Raw genomic sequence first — 17,851 nt, forward strand, 5'->3', positions numbered from 1 at the left:
GCGCGGCCTTCCAGCCGCCCAAGTCCTCGATCGTGACCATATCGACCTGGACGAACCGATCCTTGTACCGTGCCGCGACCTCCGGGGCGGTGGGGCGATAAAAGTGTTTGGCGGCAAGCTCCTGGCCCTCGGGCGAGTAGAGGAATTCCAGATAGGCCGTCGCGACCTCGCGTGTTCCCTTCTTGTCCACGGTGCGATCCACGACCGTGACCGGCGGCTCGGCGAGGATCGACAGGGATGGAACGACGATCTCGAACTTGTCCTCGCCGAACTCCTCGAGTGCGAGGAATGCCTCGTTCTCCCAGGAAAAGAAGACATCGCCGAGCTCGCGCTGCACGAAGGTGGTGGTCGAGCCGCGGGCACCCGAATCGAGCACCGGGACATTCTTGTAGAGTCGCGCGATGAAGTCCTGCACCCGGCCTTCGTCGCCGCCGTATTCCTTTTCGGCCCAGGCCCAAGCCGCCAGATAGTTCCAGCGCGCCCCGCCCGAGGTTTTGGGATTGGGCGTAATCACGGCCACCTCTTCGTTGCCCAGATCTCCCCAGTCCTTGATCCCTTTCGGATTACCCTTGCGGACCAGGAAGACGATGGTTGAGGTATAGGGCGAGCTGTTCAGAGGCAGTCGCGACTGCCAGTCCTCGGCCAAGAATCCCCGGGCTGCGATGGCATCGATATCGTAGGCCAGGGCCAGGGTCACGACATCGGCTTCCAGTCCGTCGATGACCGCGCGCGCCTGCTTGCCGGCCCCGCCGTGCGACTGTTGAATCCTGATCGTCTCGCCGGTCCTCTCCTCCCAGTGTTTGCTGAAAGCCGGGTTGAATTCCTGGTAGAGCTCGCGCGTCGGGTCGTAGGAGACGTTGAGCAGGGTCGTCTCGGCCCTAGCCGCTCCAAGGGCGGACAGCATGAGCAGGGCAACGAGGGAGAAGGATGGATGGAATCGGAGGCTGGTCATCGTGGACTCTGCTCGGTACGGATGAGAGTGGAGCCTTGATTGAAACGCCGCAGGCTGGCGGAACGAACCAACAAAATCTGCAAACCTTATCGCCCCCGGCGATGGCGATCCCGCTGCCGATCGCTTATCTCAAAAACCGCATAGCATCCCGGTAAATCGATCGTTCGCGGTGCGGACGTACCGCGCTAAGCTCTAAACGTGTCCGGAGCGATCTGCGGTCTCTCGACCCTCGCAGATCCTGGTTTGGACGCGCCCTAAACCTTCTGTTTACCGCCCGAGGCCGTCGCCGAGGGATAACCCCGCGCAGGTCCAGGACAACTGCCGATGACGATCGCCGCCTATTTCAACCCCACGCGCCAGACTCGAGTGCTGCCGGGCTTCGGTCTCGCGCTCGGCTACACCCTGGTCTATCTCTCGCTGATGGTCTTGATCCCGCTATCGGCGGTCTTCTTCAAGAGCGCGACCCTGTCGTGGGGAGAATTCTGGGCCATCGTCGGCTCGCCCCGGGTCGTCGCGACCTACCGGCTGTCCTTCGGGGCCTCCTTGCTGGCCGCGGCCGTCAATGCGGTCTTCGGTTTGGCGCTGGCCTGGGCCCTGGTGCGCTACAGCTTCCCGGGTAAGAAGCTGATCGACGCACTCATCGACCTGCCGTTCGCGCTGCCGACGGCGGTTGCGGGGATCTCGCTCACCGCACTCTATGCCGGCAACGGCTGGATCGGCAGTCTGCTTGCGCCGCTCGGGATCAAGGTCGCCTTTACCCCGCTCGGTGTGTTGGTCGCGCTGGTGTTCATCGGGGTGCCCTTCGTCGTGCGCACCGTTCAACCGATCCTGGAGGATCTGGAGACCGAGCTCGAGGAGGCCGCCGCGAGTCTGGGCGCCGACCGGCGGCAGACCTTTACGCGGGTGATCCTGCCGATCCTGCTCCCGGCCCTCCTGACCGGCTTCGCACTGGCCTTCGCCCGGGCGGTCGGCGAGTACGGGTCGGTCATCTTTATCGCCGGCAACATCCCGATGGTCTCGGAGATCACGCCGCTGATCATCATCACCAAGCTCGAGCAGTACGATTACGCGGGCGCCACCGCGGTCGCCGTGGTTATGCTCGTCTTCTCTTTTTGCATGCTGCTTGCGATCAATCTCTTGCAGGCATGGAGCGCGAAACGCACCGGGAGGAATCGCTGATGGCCGCCATAGGTGCGCTTTACGGCCGGGGCGATGCCCGCCGTTACGAGACCAATGCCGCCACGCGTGAGACCGCGGCGGTGAAGTGGCTGATCTTGACCGCCGCTTTGAGCTTCTTCCTGCTATTCCTCTTGATGCCGCTCATCGCGGTCTTCGTCGAGGCACTGCGCAAGGGATGGTTGACCTATATCACCGCGATCGCGGATCCGGACGCGCGCTCGGCGATCCGTCTGACCCTGCTGGTTGCGGTCATCTCGGTGCCCGTGAACCTGGTGTTCGGCGTGGCCGCGGCCTGGGCGATCGCCAAGTTCGAGTTCCGCGGCAAGCGGTTCTTGACCACCCTGATCGACCTGCCGTTCTCGGTTTCGCCCGTGATCGCAGGCCTGATCTTCGTGCTCCTGTTCGGCGCGCACGGCTGGTTCGGGGCCTGGCTGTTCGCGCACGACATCAAGATCATCTTCGCCGTCCCGGGCATCGTGCTCGCGACCGTCTTCGTCACCTTCCCCTTCGTCGCGCGCGAGCTGATTCCCTTAATGGAGGCGCAGGGCAGGGAGGAAGAAGAGGCGGCGGTCGTGCTCGGCGCCAACGGTCTCCAAATCCTATGGCGCGTGACGCTCCCCAACATCAAATGGGGCCTGCTCTATGGGGTGATCCTGTGCAACGCGCGCGCGATGGGCGAGTTCGGGGCGGTGAGTGTCGTCTCCGGACACATCCGGGGTCAGACCAACACCATGCCGCTGCACGTCGAGATCCTCTACAACGAATACAATTTCGCCGCGGCCTTCGCCGTGGCCTCGCTGCTGGCATTGCTGGCACTGGTGACCTTGGGGCTGAAGACCTTCGTCGAATGGAAGGCCGATCAGGGCATCAGGCAACCCGATTGAGGAGTCTCCGATGAGTATCCAGGTCGAGCAGATCAACAAAACCTTCGGCCGGTTCGTTGCTTTGAACGACGTCTCGCTCGATTTCCCGACAGGTGCATTGACGGCGCTGCTGGGTCCTTCGGGATGCGGCAAGACGACGCTCCTGCGGGTAATCGCCGGGCTGGAGGCCGCGGACTCGGGACGCGTCGTCCTGGACGGCGAGGACGCCTCGGACACCCATGTGCGGGAGCGCCGCGTCGGCTTCGTCTTTCAGCACTACGCCCTCTTTCGTCACATGACGGTCCTGGAGAACGTCGCCTTCGGGTTGCGCGTGAAGCCGCGGCGCGAGCGTCCCACGGATGCCGAGATCCGACAGCGCGTCCGGCGTCTGCTCGATCTGGTGCAGCTCGGCGCCCTGGCCGATCGATTCCCGGCGCAGTTGTCCGGCGGCCAGCGCCAGCGCGTCGCGCTCGCCCGCGCCCTGGCGGTGGAGCCGCGGGTGCTGCTGCTCGACGAGCCCTTCGGCGCGCTCGATGCCCAGGTCCGCAAGGAGCTACGGCGTTGGTTGCGACGTCTGCACGACGAGCTGCACGTGACATCCATCTTCGTCACCCACGACCAAGAGGAGGCCCTGGAGGTCGCCGATCGCGTGGTGCTGATGAATCAAGGGCGCGTCGAGCAGATCGGCACCCCGGCAGATGTCTACGAGCACCCGCAGACGCCCTTCGTCTATGGCTTCCTGGGTGCTGTCAATGTGTTCCACGGGCGGATCGACGGGGCGCATCTGCGTGTCGGCGGCTCCACCTTGCCCTACGACGGGCCCGACGCCGGCCAGGTCGCGGACGCGATCGGATTCGTGCGTCCGCACGAATTGGACATCCTGACCGATCCGGCCGCGCCGCACGGCGTCGAGGCCATCGTGGCGCGGATCCTCGCCTTCGGCTCCGGGGTCAGGGTCGAGCTCGACCGCCTCCCCGACGCATCGCGGCGCGGCGAATCCGCCGACCATTACGAGGTCATCCTGCCGCGCGAGCGAATCCAGGCACTCGCTTTGACCGAGGGGCAACGGGTGCGCCTGTCGGCCTCGCGGATCCGGGTCTTTCCTCGCGAGGCTGCCTGACGTGAACTTCCAGCAGCTGCGTATCCTGCGCGAGGCGGTCCGGCACAACTTCAACCTAACCGAGGTGGCCAACGCGCTCTATACCGCCCAATCGGGCGTCTCCAAGCACATCAAGGACCTGGAGGACGAGCTCGGGGTCGAGCTGTTCGTGCGCCGTGGCAGGCGTCTGCTCGGCCTCACCGAGCCGGGCAAGGAGCTCATGCCGATGGTCGAGCGCATCCTGCTCGACACCCAAAACATCAAGCATCTCAGCGAGCAGTTCGCCCGGCACGACGAGGGGCGTCTGGCCATCGCCACCACCCACACCCAGGCCCGCTATGCCTTGCCGTCGGTGGTGACGCGCTTCAGACAGACCTTTCCGAAGGTCTATCTGGAGCTGCACGAGTGCGGCCCGCGCGAGATCGTCGCCCAGTTGCGCGCCGGGCAGGTGGATATCGGAATCGCCACCGAGGCGCTGGCCGGCGAAGAGGATCTGGTCAGCTTCCCCTACTACCAGTGGCGGCATGCCCCGATCGTCCCGGTCGGGCACCCATTGACGAGCGTCGAGCGCCTCACACTCAAGGCGATCGCCGACTATCCCATCATCACCTACTACCCCGGCAATACCGCTCGGGCGCGCATCGATGCCGTCTTCGAGCGTGCCGGGCTCTCGCCCGACGTGGTCATGTCCGCGCTCGATGCGGATGTCATCAAGACCTATGTGGAGCTCGGTCTGGGTGTGGGGATCGTCGCGGCGATGGCCTACGACCCGGTCCGCGATGCCGGCCTGCAATTGCTCGAGGCCCCGGGTCTGTTCGAGATCAACACCACCTGTATCGCGCTGCGACGGGGCCAGTATCTGCGCGATTACGCGCTGCGCTTCATCATGGACTGCGCGCCTGGCCTGACTGCGGCGGGGATCAGGGGCGCGCTGTTTCCGAAGGTAGGCGGGGTTTGGCGATGATCGGGGCAGCTCGGCGCCGATGTCGGCGACCTGCGCCGATCGGGGGGTGCCACTTCGCCGGAAAGGCGGTGGCTCGCCTAACAGGCGCGCTTCAGTCGCTCCGACACGCAAATGTGTCGCCGACGGGTGCTTTTGGAAGACCGGCTGTCCTGCGAAAGATGTGCTCCCGATGCCACGCCGGAAAGGCCCGGTGCTTGTCGTCGAGTCGGTGCACCCGAAGCGGCTTGTCCAGCCCCAGGATTTGCCTCGGGGCTGGACCGAGCAGGTTCGACACGATGACCCGGCCGGCGTCGTCGATGGTCATGAATCCGCGGTCGAAGGCGGCGTCGATCTGAGGGGCAAGCAGCAGGCCGTTGAACAGGTCCAGGCGTTCGGCATCGGTGCTCCGCCCAAGGCGTGATGTGACTCGCGCGCAGGAGCTCGGGTATGGCCAGTCCGGTCACCGTGCAGACGCCATCCCAATCATCGATCAGACCGTTGCGGAACAGATCCTGACCCTCGCGTTGGAAGACCAGTCGCTCCGCCCCCGTCGTTCTCGGAAGCGACGCCGTCCGTTGGAGGAACGCCTGCAGCGGCGCATCCGGGAGCGCCCGCGACAATTGAAAAGCGCGCCGGATCAGGCGGTGAAGCGACGCCACGTCGCCCAGGCGAAGCGCAGCACAGGCGTCCGGCGGCAACGGGTCCGTCCAGGGTGCTCCCGGATCGGTCAGGACCTGGCAGATCTCCCGGCGAGAAAGGGTAACCCCGCAACGCGTGCCGTCCAGGACGCAGAGCCAGATGCGCAGGCTGGTCTGACTGCTCGCGAAGGGAATCCATTTCCCCTCACGCTTCCCCTCCAAGTCGAAGCCGTTGTCCGTTGCCGCCTTCTCCAGCAGGGTGCCCCAAATCGGCATTGGGATCATAGGCGCGCCCTGCGAGCGCCATATCCGCGACGACGGACCGATCGGCGGATCGAGTGACAGATAGCAACAGCCCGTGCAACAGGCAAAGATCGCGTTGAGGTCGTTTGTCTATCGGCCATAGCCCCGGCCGTGGCCGATAGCTTAGGCGACACCATACCGCCACCAGTTTGACGGGTTGACGTCGGAACCCCTCGGCAGTGCCCGCGGCTGCTGCGTTCGTGCACCCGAGATCCAAGGGCAACCGGCGGGAGACAGCGCTCAGCGCCCAAGCCGATTCAAATCCTCGGTGAGCCAGTCCTTGATCAGGGACTGATACGGCACGTCGCGCCTGTTGGCCTCGATGCGGATGCGCTCCAGCAGGGCGATCGGGAGACGCAGTGAGATGGTCTTGGTGGTGGGCTTGAGGTTGGGGAGACGCGCCGGCCTTGCTTTGCCCCAGTCCAGGTAATCCGTGGAGTCGTTCGTCTCCCAAAAAGCGCGCTCTTCGGCCTCGTCGGCAAAGTCAGGAATCGGCTTCATGGACTTCCTCATAGACCCCTCGTTCTTTCCGGTGCATGTCTCGCGCCGAGATCACGCGCAATCGGCAGCCCGAGTGGCGCAGTGTGAAGGTGACGTGCAGTCGCCGGCCGGCATCGGTCATGCCGAGGGCATGGATGCGCGGCTCACCGTCGCTGTGCCTCAGGTCGTCCAACAGCAACAACGGCTGGTTGAAGAACACCTGCTCGGCCTCTGCTTGGCTGACGCCGTGCTTGTCCTCGCTCTTGCGGGCGTTGCCCGCATCCCAATCGAAGCCGGTGATGCGCTGCCAGTCGACCATGTTGGTTCGATGTTACCAAATCTGCCATAAGGACCAAGGATCCGTCTCTATCGGCCATGGCCTATGCCTTGCCGATAGACGGCGTTGCGCTGTACTGGTTCCGACCTATTCCGCGCAGGGGGCTCGACCTTCCATGGCGTCAACGTCCCAACCCGCGATCTGTCCCGCCAACAGCCACTCGTTTTCCATCCAGAGCGTCTCCAGACGTAAGGGGCAGAGCGACGTGCCGCCACCCGTACCACACTTTACACGCCACCGGCCTTTATCAGCGGATCCGCCTTGCGACATCGGCCTCTCAACGCTCCCGCCACACGGTCGTATAGAGATCGTGCCGGCGGTCCTTCAGGTTCTGGACTGTTCCGGAGTTGCGCGCGGCACGCAGGGCTTCCAGGCGTAGATCGGCGAAGGCAACGGTCTCGACGTTCGGCGTGGTGTCCGCCGCGACCCCGTCGCGCGCGAAGGGGAAGTCGCATGGGGTCAGGATGCAGCTCTGGGCGTACTGGATGTCCATGTTGTGGACCTTCGGCAGGTTGCCGACATTGCCGGACATGGCGACATAGCACTGGTTCTCGATCGCGCGTGCCTGGGCGCAGTAGCGCACCCGCAGATAGGACTGGCGTTCATCGGTGCAGAAGGGCACGAAGACGATGTTGGCGCCTTGATCGACCAGATGCCGGCCGAGCTCGGGAAACTCCGCGTCGTAGCAGATCAGCACGCCGATGGGGCCGCAATCGGTGTCGATCGCGTTCAGGGAGTGGCCGCCCTCGATGTTCCACCAATAGACCTCGTTCGGGGTCGGATGGATCTTGGCTTGCTCGTACACCTCGCCGCTGCGCAGACAGACGTAGCAGACGTTCTCGACCCGGCCGTTGGGCATCCGCGTGGGGTGCGAGCCGCCGATGATGTTGATGTTGTAGCGCACCGCCATGTCGCGCAGCGCCTCCTTGAGCGGCTCGGTGTACTTGGTCAGGGCCTCGATCGACTCGGCGGGCGAGAGCTCCTGATCCTCCATCGAGAGCAGCTGCAGGGTGAAGAGCTCCGGGAAGACGACGAAGTCGGCCCGATAGTCCGCGGTAACGTCGACGAAGTAGCGCACGAGATCGGTGAACTCATCGAACGAGCCGACCCGTCGCTGCATGTACTGCACGGTCGCGACGCGCACGGTGTCCGGTAAGCGGCCGCCGTAGCTCTTGGCGCGCTGCTCTTCCTTCTCGTTCGGTGCGTTGGGATTGCGCCAGACCAGGTGAACGGCATACCCCTCGGATTCCTTGTCCTCGGGCAGGTAGCGCGGCAGCAGTCCGAGGACCTCGAAGCCGTTGCGCATCTGGAAGGTCAGGACCGGATCGCGCAATCGGTTCGCTTTGACCTCCTCGAGATAGGCCTCGGGGGTCCCGAACCGCCGCAGGCGCTTGCCGAGCGAGGGGATGCGCCCGCCGAACACGATGCCCTTGACGTCCCAGGAGCGGGCCAGCTTCTTGCGCTCGTCGTAGAGACGCTGGCCGAGACGCAGCCCGCGGTAGTCCGGGTCGACGCAGACCTCCATGCCGTAGAGATAGTCGCCGTTCGGATCGTGTCGCGAGGCGTAGCCGCCTCCGGTGATCTCGTTCCAAGTGTGCGGCTGGAGCGCCACATCGCCGTTGATCAGGAAGGTGGCGCAATAGCCGACAATCGCGCCTTCGTATTCCGCGACGAACTGACCTTCGGGGAAGTTGTGGATCTGGCCCAGCAGCATCGCCCGCGAATAGGTCCCCATGCCGCTGGCTCGATAGACGCGCGAGACCAGGCTGCGGATGTGGGGGATGTCTTTGACGCGTGCGTTGCGCACGATCAAAGGCGGTTTCGCGTGCTTGGTCTTGGCGGTGCTGGGCATGCTGGGTACTCCGGTGCAATGGCGGCGGTCGGGGCAGGGCTCGGCTCGGTTCCGGGCCGGACTCTCGGTCCGGCCCTCGGATTGTGCCGAACCTGTCGATGGGGCTAGCATGCCCCCGAGTGCTGCCGTCGGTGGTGGATTCAGAATACTTAAACCGCGTCCGGAGCGAGATGCTAACTGCCGAGTGAGTTCGTCGTTTGGTGCATTCACGGCCCTTAGCGGGGGACGCGGTTTAAAATTTTGTATTTTTTCTATTTTAAACCGCGCCAGCTCTAGCGGTCGTCAAGTCTGCCGGCGCCGATCTCATCCAAAAACATCGCATACCGCGCTGCGCGCGGTTTAAGACACGAGGTGAAACGTCCATGAAGGCAATCGAGATGCGCGAGACCGGCGGGCCGGCCGTCCTGCAACTGGTCGATCGGCCTCGTCCCGAGATCGGCGGGCCGGACGACATCCTGATCAGGCTCAAGGCTGCCGGTGTGAATCCCGTGGACACCAAGATCCGCAACAACGGTCCCCTGCTGCCGAACGGATTGCCGGCGGTCTTGGGCTGCGACGGGGCCGGCGTGGTCGAGGCCGCGGGCGCGGCAGTGACACGCTTCAAGCCCGGCGACGAGGTGTGGTTCTGCTGGGGCGGGATCGGCGGCCCGGTCGGCAACTATGCCGAGTATATCCTGCTCGACAACCATCTGGCGCAGGCCAAGCCGCGCGAGATCGGCTTCGTCGAGGCCGCCGCGGCGCCATTGGTGCTGCTGACCGCCTGGGAGGCGCTGCACGACCGGGCACGCTTGACCGAGGGGCAGCGGGTCCTGATTCACGCCGGTGCGGGCGGGGTCGGACATGTGGCCATTCAGCTCGCCAAGGCGGCGGGCGCGCGCGTCTGCACGACCGTGAGCAGCCCGGAGAAGGCCGACTTCGCCCATGCGCTCGGAGCCGAGTACTGCATCAACTACAAGGACGAGGATCTCGTCGAGTCGGTAATGGACTGGAGCGAAGGGCATGGCGTGGACATCGCGCTGGATACCGTCGGTCCAGAGGTCTTCCGCAAGACCATCCCGGCGATGGCGCACTACGGGGATCTGGTGACCATCCTCGATCCGGGGCCGAATCTGGATCTGAAGGAGGCGCGGGTGCGCAATCTGCGGATCAGTCTGGAGCTGATGCTCACCCCGATGCTGCGGGATCTGCCGCGTGCACGCACCCATCAGGGCGAGATCCTGCGCCGCTGCGCCAAGCTGATCGACCAAGGCGATCTCCGCATCCATGTCTCCGAGACCTTCCCGCTCGCGCAGGCTCAGGAGGCGCACAAGCGCATCGAGACGGGGCATGTGACCGGCAAGCTCGCGCTGACGATGGATTAGGGCGATGGGCTCCGGGGCTGCGGGTGTGATCGCTCGGATACCCGGCCGCAGTCTGCGCCTCGCAGTCCTGTCCGATACGCACGGCGATCTGGATGAGCGCGTCGAGCACCTGGTCACGACCTGCGATCTGGCGATCCACGGCGGGGACATCGGCAACGCCGATATCCTCGCCCGGATGCAGCCCGGCCTCGGACGCGTGTTCGCGGTCTTCGGCAACAACGATGTCTCGCGCCAATGGCCGGAGCGGGATCATGACCTCTTGCGTCAACTCCCGGAATGGGTCGAGATCGCGCTGCCGGGCGGGAGCTTGGTCGTGATCCACGGACATCAGGGGCCGGCGCGCGACCGACATGCGCGCCTGCGCGCCCGCTTCCCGACGGCGCGGGCGATTGTTTACGGGCACAGCCATCGGCTGGTGTTGGACATGGATACGGCGCCCTGGGTATTGAATCCCGGCGCGGCCGGTCGGACCCGAACCTACGGCGGACCGTCCTGTCTCCTCTTGATCGCAGGCGAGACCGATTGGGAGGTCGAGGTCCATCGCTTCGCCTTTCTCGCAACCCGCCGTTCCAAGGCCCCGGTTATGGAACGCCAAGGCGTACGGCCCGTGAAGACGACCCATGTATGAGCCCCTCCGATCGTAATCTGCCCAAACCTCCGAAGTCCCTTCTGCGGCTCGTCGGTCGTGCCATCGCGGACTTCCGCATGATCGGCGAGGGCGACCGCATCCTACTCGGTGTCTCGGGCGGAAAGGATTCGCTCTCCCTCCTGCATATCCTCAAGCACCTGCAGACCTACGCCCCGGTGCGCTTCGATCTTGCGGTGCTGACCGTCGATCCGCAGGTGCCGGGGTTCGATCCGGAGCACCTCAAGGGCTACTACGAAGGCCTGGGCGTGCCCTGGTTCTACGAGCAGCAACCCCTGATGGAGCAGGCAAAGGAACATATGGACGGGGACTCCTTCTGCGCCTACTGCTCGCGCATGAAGCGCGGCATCATGTACCGCATCTGCCGCGAGCAGGGCTACGGCGTGCTCGCCCTGGCTCAACATCTCGACGATCTGGCCGAGAGCCTGCTGATGTCGCTCTTCCACGGCGGCCAACTGCGCACCATGAAGGCCCATTACCTGAACAACGAGGGCGACGTGCGCATCATCCGCCCGCTGGTCTATTGCCGCGAGCGCCAGACCGCCGACTATGCCGAGCGCGCTGCGCTTCCGGTCGTCCTGGACTCCTGTCCCGCCTGCTTCTCCATGCCCACCCGCCGCGAGCACATGAAGGCCCTGTTGGCCCGCGAAGAGGCCGAGCACAGCCATCTCTTCGCCAACATCCTGCATGCGATCAAGCCGATCATGGTTGAAGGCGAGCTGCCTGGAGAGCCGCCAGCTTCCAGCCGCCAGCCTCGACCCCAGCCGAAGGCCGTTGGTAGGGTCGATCATGGCGGATGGCCGGAAGCCGACAACTGACGCCCGATACAGAACGCCGGTCGCCTCAAGTGCTCCTATCGACCAACATCACCCCGGACTGAGCCCGATCAGATACCCCGCGGTTCGATCCGGTTAAGCTGTCCGCTGATCACTGCTGTCCGATCGCCATGTCCGCATCCATCGACAACCCGCATTTTCTCCTGCGTCGTCTGCACTCCCTGCTCGGTCTGCTCCCGGTCGGCGCCTTTCTGATCTTCCATCTCTGGGAGAACTCTCAGTCGCGCTTCGGTGCGGAGCATTACAACGAGCAGGTCGTCGCGGCGCTCAAGGGCATGAATTATCTGCCCTTGATGGAGATCTTCGTGATCGCGCTGCCGCTGCTCTTTCATGCCGGCTACGGGCTGGTGATCACGGCTCAAATGCGTGCTGAGCTCGCGCGCTACAGCTACGCGCGCAATCGGCTCTACTGGATGCAACGGGTCTCGGGCTTCGGCATCCTGCTCTTCCTGCTGCTGCATGTCGGGATGACCCGTATCGCCGGGTTGTGGGACCCGAGTGTGGGCGATGATCTGTTCGCCCACATGCAGGCGATGTTGGGCCAGCCTTGGATGCTCGGGCTGTATCTGATCGGTCTGCTGCTCTCGGTGTTTCATCTGGCCAACGGGCTCGCCTCAATGGGGATTGTCTGGGGACTCACGACCTCGGTCCGCGCCCAAGCGTTGTTCGGTTGGGTCTGCGTCCTGATCGGTCTGTTGTTGGCGGCCATGGGTGTCCATGGCCTGATGGGGTTTCTGTAATGAGCACGCCGAACGTCATCGTCATCGGCGGCGGTCTGGGCGGGCTTTGGGCGACCTTGCGGATCGCCGACGCGGGTTTTCCGGTCACGCTCTTCTCGCTGTTCGAGGTCAAGCGCAGTCACTCGGTCTGTGCGCAAGGCGGCATCAATGCCGTGCTCGACACCAAGGGTCAGCACGACTCGATCCGTCAGCACATCATCGACACCCTCAAGGGCGGCGAGTATCTGGCGAATCAGCCTCCGGTGAAGGCGATGTGCGAGGATGCACCGGGGCTGATCCGCACCTTCGAGCGCATGGGCGTGACCTTCTCGCGTACCCCCGAGGGGTTGCTCGATCAGCGTCTCTTCGGCGGCGTGAAGAACAAGCGGACCTGCTTCGCCGGTGCCAGCACGGGGCAGCAGCTCCTCTACGGCGTCGACCAGCAGGTGCGGCGTCTGGAGTCCGAGGGCAAGGTCGTCAAGCATGAGTGGTGGGAGTTCCTGTCCCTGCTGCTGGATGCCGACGCTGTCTGTCGCGGCATCGTGGCGATGGATCTGAAAAGCCTGGAGCTGCGCGCCTTCGCGGCCGACGCGGTCGTCGTTGCGAGCGGCGGCATGGGTCAGCTCTATGCGCCCAAGAGCACGACCTCGACCAACTCGACCGGTGCCGCGGCGAGCCGCTGCTACCGACAGGGCGCCTGGATGGCCAACGCCGAGTTCTTCCAGTTCCATCCCACGGCCATGATGGGGCACGACAAGAACCGGCTGATGAGCGAGGCGGCGCGCGGGGAGGGCGGGCGCATCTGGGTGCCGAAGACGCCCGGCGACCGGCGTCCGCCCAAGACCATCCCGGAAGCCGAGCGCTTCTATTTCCTTGAGGAGTTCTTCCCGGCCTACGGCAACACGGTCGCCCGCGACGAGGCGGCGCGCGCTATCTGGACCGTGACCCGACAGATGGGTCTCGGCATCGGCGGTGACGGCGGCGACCGGGTCTATCTCGATTTGACCCACCTGGATGCCGCATTCATCGGCTCGCGCCTGGGCGCCATCCTGGAGATCTATCGCAAGTTCGCCGGTGTCGATCCGATGACCGAGCCGATGGAGATCTTTCCGGCGGCCCATTATGGCATGGGTGGTCTCTGGGTCGACTTCGAGCGCTCCGCCGACGGCGGAATCCAACCCGACAGCCCGCGCAATCACGCCACCAACATCCCCGGACTCTACGCCTGCGGCGAGTGCGATTACGCCTATCACGGGGCCAACCGACTGGGTGCCAACTCGCTCCTCTCGGCAAGCTACTCGGGACGCGTTGCGGGGGAGTCGGTGGTGAGTTACCTCAAGGGGCTGGCCTCCGATCGCGGCGCGCTGGCCCCGGAGATCCCGCAGGCCGAGGTCGCGCAACAGCAGGCGATCAACGCGGAGCTGATGCGTGCCGAGGGGGCCGACACACCGTATCTCATCCAGAAGGAGCTGGGCGCGCTCATGACGACCAAGGTCGGCGTGGTGCGTGCGAACCCGGAGCTGGAATCCGCCCTGGGCGAACTTCAGGCGCTGCAGGAGCGCCTGAGCAAGGCCCGTCTCGGCGAGTCCAGCACCTGGGCGAATCAGAGTCTCGCCTTCGCGCGCCAACTGCGCGACATGATCGAGCTGGCCAAGGTCGTGACCCAAGGCGCGCTTGCCCGCGACGAGTGCCGGGGTGCCCATTACAAACCCGCCTTCCAGATCCCGATCCCGGAAGGCGCCTTCGCGGGCGACCCCGCGTTCGAGGTGTATCGGGACCGCTGGCATGCGAACAACGCACAATGGCTCAAGACGACCGTCGCCGAGCATACCGATGACGGACCGCGACTCAGCTCCCAGGAGGTGGATCTGAGCGTCTATCCGCCGACCGAGCCGAGGGATTACCGATGAGCGAGCGGCCGATCCATTTGCGCATCCGCCGTCAGGACCGTCCCGACAGCACACCCTATTGGCAGGAGTTCGCGATCCCGGGTCATCCGGACCACAACATCATCTCGCTGTTGATGGCCTTGCGGGAGAACCCGGTCACGGTCTCGGGCGAGCGGGTCGATCCGGTGGTCTGGGAGCACAATTGCATGGAGGAGGTCTGCGGTGCCTGCGCCATGCTGATCAACGGTGTCCCCCGCCCCTCCTGCTCGGCACTCGTCGCCGAGCTTGAGCGGCCGATCCGTCTGGAGCCCTTACCGAAGTTTCCGGTCGTACGCGATCTGCTGGTCGATCGCCGTCGGATCGACCAGGGTCTCAAGCAGGTCAAGGCGTGGATCAAGATCGACGGCGTCTGGGACATACACGAAGGCGCCCCGCGCATCGGGCCGGGCGAGTGGGCGGCGAATTATCTCTACAGCCGCTGCATGTCCTGCGGCTGCTGCATGGCCGCTTGTCCGCAGTTCGGGGCACACTCGGCCTTCCTTGGCCCGGCGCCGCTGGCTCAGGCGCGACTGATGAACGCCCATCCGACCGGGCGCTACGACAAGGCCGAGCGTCTGCACGCCATCATGGCCGAGGGCGGCTTGAGCGATTGCGGCAATGCGCAGAACTGCGTGCGGGTCTGCCCCAAGGAGATCCCGCTGACGACGGCGATCGGCGAGCTGGGGCGTCAGACCACGGTGCAGCTGCTCAAGGATATCTTCGGGCCGCGTTGAGTCGCGCCGCGACGTCGTGGCGGTCCCTCGCAGAGGTCACCTGGTCCTCGATGGCGTGGAAGAACCTCGCGAACTCGCGATCTGCGCCCAGGATGTGATCCAGGATCCAGTCGCGTACGCTTTCCTGCGCCTCCTCGTCGAAGACGTCGATGCCCTCCGCCCGCCAATGGCGGAGCTGATCGGTGTATTCGGCCATCAGGAGTGCGTGCTCGGTACGGTGCTCGGCGATGTCCTCGTAGCCGACCGTCTGCATCAGCTCCTCTTCGCGTTTGAAATGCTCTCGCACGGCTTCGCCGAGATCGGTCAGGGCGCCGATCAGGGCGAGGGCGTCGCCGGAGCGTCGTGAGGTTGCCTCGGGACCGAAGCGGTGACAGATGTCCGCGAGGTGCTCGATCAGCCCTCGATGCTCCGCATCCAGGGCGTCGATGTTGAGAGACCATTCGTCGTGCCAAGTCAAAAGCCTTGTCATCGGGTCCTCCGTCGTGCAGTCGGCGCCTCGGTATCGAGCGCCAAAGGGTGCACCCGCCGGGAAATGGCTCGGGCGCAGGGTCCGCTGTGTCGTCCAGACCAAGGGCCGTCTTGTTCTTGTCGTGCTCCTCGGTCGGAGCCCGTCCTCGGGCCCGGTTGCGCCGCGGCTCTAAACGGGGCGCCTCAGGGGCAACACCTGCGGGGCCGGTGTCGCTCCGCCGGTAGTGCGCTGCCGTTCCAGCATCTGCTTGATGACCGGCTGGATCTCGCCGAGCAGCCGCGTCTGAGTCTCCCGTAGATCCATAAAATAATAGACGATTTCACAATCGACGGGGTCCGAAATGGACTCCCGTCCGACCGCCGGTCGCCAGGCAATGCGGATCAGTCGACCGCCTTCGCCGTCCTGATAGGCATAACCGCCGTGGCTGTCGACGAAGACCACCTCCTCGCGATCGACCACGGCCTGATATTGCATGGAGCGGATCGGGATGAAGACGGCGCTTCCGGCGCTCCGAGGAGCGGCGTCCGCTCAGTCGCTGTCGCCGAGCTCGGGATCCCAGCCGGCTGCGCGTGCCTTTTCGATCGCGTCCGAATAGATCCGGGAGTGGCGTTCCTGCAGGTCGGGCGGGAGTCTGGACACCATATGCCCGTAGGGGTGCCATGCCTCCGTAACCTTGTCGTAGAGATCCTCGATGCCTTGAACGGTCCAGCCCTCGCAGGTCTGATCCTCCGGGATGATGCCGAATACCCAGGCGTCTCGGATGATGTTGGCGGTCGGGGTCATGGCGCCGCCTCCCTGTTTGTCGATGCCCTCGTAGATCTTGCTCTTCATAAGGTCGGTCCTGGTTGATATCCGCTACACTCTAGCGCCTTGCCTCTCCGACTGCTACGTCTGCCCATGTCCGAGATCCTGGTCGATCTAATCCGTCACGGCGAGCCCGTCGGCGGTGCGCGCTATCGCGGCAACGGGACCGACGACCCGCTCAGCTCGGCGGGCTGGTTGCAGATGACCGAGGCGCTCGGCGGGGCGGCGCCTTGGGATCAGATCATCAGCTCGCCCATGTCGCGCTGCCGTGTCTTTGCCGCGGATCTCGCGGGGCGAAACGGATTGCCGCTCGTCGTCGACCCGGGCCTGATCGAGGTCGGCATGGGCGCCTGGGAAGGGCGTGCCCGCAGCGCGGTTGCCGAGGAGGAGCCCGAGCGTTATGCCGCCTTCTATCGCGATCCCGTCGGAGAGCGCCCGGCCGGTGCCGAGCCACTGGAGCGCCTGCTCGCGCGCGTTTCTGATGCCTACGCGCGTCATCTCGCCGCCTATCCGGGCCGGCGGCTGCTGATCGTCTGCCACGCCGGCGTGATGCGTGCGCTGGTCGGGCACCTGCTCGGTGCCGATGCGCGCCGCTGGTATCGCATCCGGATCGACTACGCCGGGCTGGTGCGGGTCCGCCACGGGCGTCTGGGTCCGAGCATTGAGTGGGTCAATGCCCGGACGTTGTGTTAGCGAGAACGTCATAAGTCTCCGGACGGGAATCGGGACCAGGGTGGCCGATGCCTCCGGGAATGATCGACACAAGGTTTGAAACCCCGCGCGGTCGGTGTAGCCCCAAGACGTTGCGGACCTGGAATCCGGAGGCAGAGTCCTATGCCGAAACAGACTGCTGAACACGCAAGCTACGATCGCGACTACCACGCCTGGCTAACGGAAAGCGCGGCGCTCCTGCGCGAAGGTTGCCTGAGCGAAGTCGACCTTGCACAAATCGCCGAGGAGCTCGAGGACATGGGTAGGAGCGAGCGCCGGGCGATCGAGAGTTATCTCAAGGTTCTGATCGTTCACCTCCTCAAATGGCAGCGCCAACGCGAGCGACGCGGCCCGAGTTGGCAACTCTCGATTGCCAACTCTCGGGACGCGATCGGTCGGCGCCTTCGCGAGAGCCCCAGTCTTCGGCCGAAGCTCCCGGAGATGGTCGCCGAACGTTACCCGAACGCTCGCCAACATGCCGCGCTCGAGACCGGTTTGGATCTCGCCGACCTGCCGGAAAGCTGTCCGTTCACGGTCACGCAACTCCTGGATGATGGCTACTGGGGGGCATAAGCGGAGGGGCGGACATGCGCGCGAAACCTTCGGCGATTCCAGTGCGGCGCGCAGGTATTGTGTGAGCATCGAGACGAGGCGATCGGATCGATTGGGCTATACTCCGGGTCTTTCGACGCCGTTGTAACCCCAGCCCATGCAAAAGACCGACGATCTGCGCATCCGCGAAATCAAAGAAGTGCGTTCGCCCAGCGCGGTGCACCAGGAATTTCCGATCTCCGAGGCGGCCGCCGAGACCGTCTATTCCACGCGCCATGCGATCCAGCAGATCCTGCATGGCCGGGATGATCGTCTGCTGGTGGTGGCGGGCCCCTGCTCTGTCCATGATCCACGGGCGGCGCTGGAGTACGCCCAGCGGCTCAGACTGATTCGCGATGAGCTGAGCGACCGCTGGTTGCTGATCATGCGGGTCTACTTCGAGAAA

Annotated in this window: 20 protein-coding genes and 1 pseudogene; 13 read left to right on the plus strand and 8 right to left on the minus strand. The window is 64.8% G+C overall.

The annotated features are described in order from the left end of the window. Window positions 1-952, minus strand: a 952-nt coding sequence (locus VLR48_RS15530; protein WP_325292663.1) for a sulfate ABC transporter substrate-binding protein, incomplete at its 3' end; no start/stop codon positions are given. A 324-nt stretch (window positions 953-1,276) separates the two neighbouring features. Between VLR48_RS15530 and cysT the strand changes: the two genes are divergently transcribed. From cysT to VLR48_RS15550, 4 genes are read left to right on the plus strand one after another with little or no spacing between them, the layout of a single operon-like run. Then, a complete protein-coding gene (gene cysT / locus VLR48_RS15535; protein WP_325292664.1) occupies window positions 1,277-2,131 on the plus strand; it encodes a sulfate ABC transporter permease subunit CysT in 855 nt (284 codons plus the stop codon). After that, on the plus strand, window positions 2,131-3,015 hold the full coding sequence (gene cysW / locus VLR48_RS15540) for a sulfate ABC transporter permease subunit CysW (protein WP_325292665.1): 885 nt from the start codon (window positions 2,131-2,133) through the stop codon (window positions 3,013-3,015). The genes cysT and cysW overlap by 1 nt, the downstream gene beginning before the upstream one ends. Window positions 3,016-3,025: 10 nt before the next feature. Next, a complete protein-coding gene (locus tag VLR48_RS15545) occupies window positions 3,026-4,114 on the plus strand; it encodes a sulfate ABC transporter ATP-binding protein (protein WP_325292666.1) in 1,089 nt (362 codons plus the stop codon). 1 nt (window position 4,115) lies between these two features. Beyond that, complete coding sequence (locus VLR48_RS15550; RefSeq protein ID WP_325292667.1) at window positions 4,116-5,057, plus strand: CysB family HTH-type transcriptional regulator; 942 nt, start codon at window positions 4,116-4,118, stop codon at window positions 5,055-5,057. 91 nt (window positions 5,058-5,148) lie between these two features. Here the strand turns inward: VLR48_RS15550 and VLR48_RS20315 are convergent, their stop codons facing one another. The 4 genes from VLR48_RS20315 to VLR48_RS15570 form a co-directional block, all read right to left on the minus strand. After that, window positions 5,149-5,424 carry an HNH endonuclease gene (locus VLR48_RS20315; RefSeq protein WP_414718616.1) on the minus strand — a complete coding sequence of 92 codons (276 nt, stop codon included), beginning with the start codon at window positions 5,422-5,424 and terminating at the stop codon, window positions 5,149-5,151. Between the two features lie 793 nt (window positions 5,425-6,217). Beyond that, the gene (locus tag VLR48_RS15560; RefSeq protein ID WP_414718615.1) at window positions 6,218-6,478 is read right to left on the minus strand and encodes a BrnA antitoxin family protein; all 261 of its coding nucleotides are present in this window, start codon (window positions 6,476-6,478) and stop codon (window positions 6,218-6,220) included. Then, complete coding sequence (locus VLR48_RS15565) at window positions 6,462-6,776, minus strand: BrnT family toxin (protein ID WP_325292670.1); 315 nt, start codon at window positions 6,774-6,776, stop codon at window positions 6,462-6,464. Before VLR48_RS15565 ends, VLR48_RS15560 begins: the two co-directional genes overlap by 17 nt. Window positions 6,777-7,071: 295 nt before the next feature. Continuing rightward, on the minus strand, window positions 7,072-8,646 hold the full coding sequence (locus VLR48_RS15570; protein ID WP_325292671.1) for a carbon-nitrogen hydrolase family protein: 1,575 nt from the start codon (window positions 8,644-8,646) through the stop codon (window positions 7,072-7,074). 362 nt (window positions 8,647-9,008) lie between these two features. On the opposite strand from VLR48_RS15570, the gene VLR48_RS15575 reads away from it, so the two are divergent. The 6 genes from VLR48_RS15575 to sdhB all read left to right on the plus strand — a co-directional run bounded on the left by VLR48_RS15575 (window position 9,009) and on the right by sdhB (window position 14,870). Beyond that, window positions 9,009-10,007, plus strand: a complete 999-nt coding sequence (locus VLR48_RS15575) for a zinc-dependent alcohol dehydrogenase family protein (RefSeq protein WP_325292672.1) — start codon at window positions 9,009-9,011, stop codon at window positions 10,005-10,007. Window positions 10,008-10,011: 4 nt separating this feature from the next. Continuing rightward, on the plus strand, window positions 10,012-10,635 hold the full coding sequence (locus VLR48_RS15580) for a metallophosphoesterase family protein (RefSeq protein ID WP_325292673.1): 624 nt from the start codon (window positions 10,012-10,014) through the stop codon (window positions 10,633-10,635). Next, the gene (locus tag VLR48_RS15585; RefSeq protein WP_325292674.1) at window positions 10,632-11,471 is read left to right on the plus strand and encodes a tRNA 2-thiocytidine biosynthesis TtcA family protein; all 840 of its coding nucleotides are present in this window, start codon (window positions 10,632-10,634) and stop codon (window positions 11,469-11,471) included. The genes VLR48_RS15580 and VLR48_RS15585 overlap by 4 nt, the downstream gene beginning before the upstream one ends. 128 nt (window positions 11,472-11,599) lie before the next feature. Further along, window positions 11,600-12,229 carry a succinate dehydrogenase gene (locus VLR48_RS15590; protein WP_325292675.1) on the plus strand — a complete coding sequence of 210 codons (630 nt, stop codon included), beginning with the start codon at window positions 11,600-11,602 and terminating at the stop codon, window positions 12,227-12,229. Then, the gene (gene sdhA, locus VLR48_RS15595; RefSeq protein ID WP_325292676.1) at window positions 12,229-14,118 is read left to right on the plus strand and encodes a succinate dehydrogenase (quinone) flavoprotein subunit; all 1,890 of its coding nucleotides are present in this window, start codon (window positions 12,229-12,231) and stop codon (window positions 14,116-14,118) included. Before VLR48_RS15590 ends, sdhA begins: the two co-directional genes overlap by 1 nt. Then, window positions 14,115-14,870: a succinate dehydrogenase iron-sulfur subunit gene (sdhB, locus tag VLR48_RS15600; protein ID WP_325292677.1), complete on the plus strand. Its 756-nt coding sequence runs from the start codon at window positions 14,115-14,117 to the stop codon at window positions 14,868-14,870. Before sdhA ends, sdhB begins: the two co-directional genes overlap by 4 nt. Here sdhB and VLR48_RS15605 read toward each other — a convergent pair. The 3 genes from VLR48_RS15605 to VLR48_RS15615 form a co-directional block, all read right to left on the minus strand. Then, complete coding sequence (locus VLR48_RS15605; RefSeq protein ID WP_325292678.1) at window positions 14,845-15,339, minus strand: hemerythrin domain-containing protein; 495 nt, start codon at window positions 15,337-15,339, stop codon at window positions 14,845-14,847. The two genes, sdhB and VLR48_RS15605, sit on opposite strands and share 26 nt — an antisense overlap. Window positions 15,340-15,507: 168 nt before the next feature. Next, the gene (locus tag VLR48_RS15610; RefSeq protein ID WP_325292679.1) at window positions 15,508-15,813 is read right to left on the minus strand and encodes a hypothetical protein; all 306 of its coding nucleotides are present in this window, start codon (window positions 15,811-15,813) and stop codon (window positions 15,508-15,510) included. Between the two features lie 54 nt (window positions 15,814-15,867). Beyond that, window positions 15,868-16,170, minus strand: coding sequence for a hypothetical protein (locus VLR48_RS15615; protein WP_325292680.1), 303 nt, complete (start codon window positions 16,168-16,170; stop codon window positions 15,868-15,870). A gap of 66 nt (window positions 16,171-16,236) precedes the next feature. Between VLR48_RS15615 and VLR48_RS15620 the strand changes: the two genes are divergently transcribed. From VLR48_RS15620 to VLR48_RS15630, 3 genes and pseudogenes are all read left to right on the plus strand, one after another. Further along, window positions 16,237-16,836, plus strand: coding sequence for a histidine phosphatase family protein (locus VLR48_RS15620; RefSeq protein WP_325292681.1), 600 nt, complete (start codon window positions 16,237-16,239; stop codon window positions 16,834-16,836). Between the two features lie 141 nt (window positions 16,837-16,977). Further along, the gene (locus tag VLR48_RS15625; protein ID WP_325292682.1) at window positions 16,978-17,427 is read left to right on the plus strand and encodes a DUF29 domain-containing protein; all 450 of its coding nucleotides are present in this window, start codon (window positions 16,978-16,980) and stop codon (window positions 17,425-17,427) included. A gap of 136 nt (window positions 17,428-17,563) precedes the next feature. Beyond that, window positions 17,564-17,851 (plus strand): annotated as a pseudogene (locus VLR48_RS15630) (3-deoxy-7-phosphoheptulonate synthase); the annotation flags it as partial.

Source organism: Thiocapsa sp. (genome assembly GCF_035467215.1).
GTDB lineage: Bacteria > Pseudomonadota > Gammaproteobacteria > Chromatiales > Chromatiaceae > Thiocapsa.

What these genes read in the sequence shown, in the direction of transcription:
- cysT (WP_325292664.1), top strand. Translation starts at nt 1,277, where the DNA reads ATGACGATCGCCGCCTATTTCAACCCCACGCGCCAGACTCGAGTGCTG.
- cysW (WP_325292665.1), top strand. Translation starts at nt 2,131, where the DNA reads ATGGCCGCCATAGGTGCGCTTTACGGCCGGGGCGATGCCCGCCGTTAC.
- VLR48_RS15545 (WP_325292666.1), top strand. Translation starts at nt 3,026, where the DNA reads ATGAGTATCCAGGTCGAGCAGATCAACAAAACCTTCGGCCGGTTCGTT.
- VLR48_RS15560 (WP_414718615.1), bottom strand. Translation starts at nt 6,478, where the DNA reads ATGAAGCCGATTCCTGACTTTGCCGACGAGGCCGAAGAGCGCGCTTTT.
- VLR48_RS15565 (WP_325292670.1), bottom strand. Translation starts at nt 6,776, where the DNA reads ATGGTCGACTGGCAGCGCATCACCGGCTTCGATTGGGATGCGGGCAAC.
- VLR48_RS15570 (WP_325292671.1), bottom strand. Translation starts at nt 8,646, where the DNA reads ATGCCCAGCACCGCCAAGACCAAGCACGCGAAACCGCCTTTGATCGTG.
- VLR48_RS15575 (WP_325292672.1), top strand. Translation starts at nt 9,009, where the DNA reads ATGAAGGCAATCGAGATGCGCGAGACCGGCGGGCCGGCCGTCCTGCAA.
- VLR48_RS15580 (WP_325292673.1), top strand. Translation starts at nt 10,012, where the DNA reads ATGGGCTCCGGGGCTGCGGGTGTGATCGCTCGGATACCCGGCCGCAGT.
- VLR48_RS15585 (WP_325292674.1), top strand. Translation starts at nt 10,632, where the DNA reads ATGAGCCCCTCCGATCGTAATCTGCCCAAACCTCCGAAGTCCCTTCTG.
- VLR48_RS15590 (WP_325292675.1), top strand. Translation starts at nt 11,600, where the DNA reads ATGTCCGCATCCATCGACAACCCGCATTTTCTCCTGCGTCGTCTGCAC.
- sdhA (WP_325292676.1), top strand. Translation starts at nt 12,229, where the DNA reads ATGAGCACGCCGAACGTCATCGTCATCGGCGGCGGTCTGGGCGGGCTT.
- sdhB (WP_325292677.1), top strand. Translation starts at nt 14,115, where the DNA reads ATGAGCGAGCGGCCGATCCATTTGCGCATCCGCCGTCAGGACCGTCCC.
- VLR48_RS15605 (WP_325292678.1), bottom strand. Translation starts at nt 15,339, where the DNA reads ATGACAAGGCTTTTGACTTGGCACGACGAATGGTCTCTCAACATCGAC.
- VLR48_RS15610 (WP_325292679.1), bottom strand. Translation starts at nt 15,813, where the DNA reads ATGCAATATCAGGCCGTGGTCGATCGCGAGGAGGTGGTCTTCGTCGAC.
- VLR48_RS15615 (WP_325292680.1), bottom strand. Translation starts at nt 16,170, where the DNA reads ATGAAGAGCAAGATCTACGAGGGCATCGACAAACAGGGAGGCGGCGCC.
- VLR48_RS15620 (WP_325292681.1), top strand. Translation starts at nt 16,237, where the DNA reads ATGTCCGAGATCCTGGTCGATCTAATCCGTCACGGCGAGCCCGTCGGC.
- VLR48_RS15625 (WP_325292682.1), top strand. Translation starts at nt 16,978, where the DNA reads ATGCCGAAACAGACTGCTGAACACGCAAGCTACGATCGCGACTACCAC.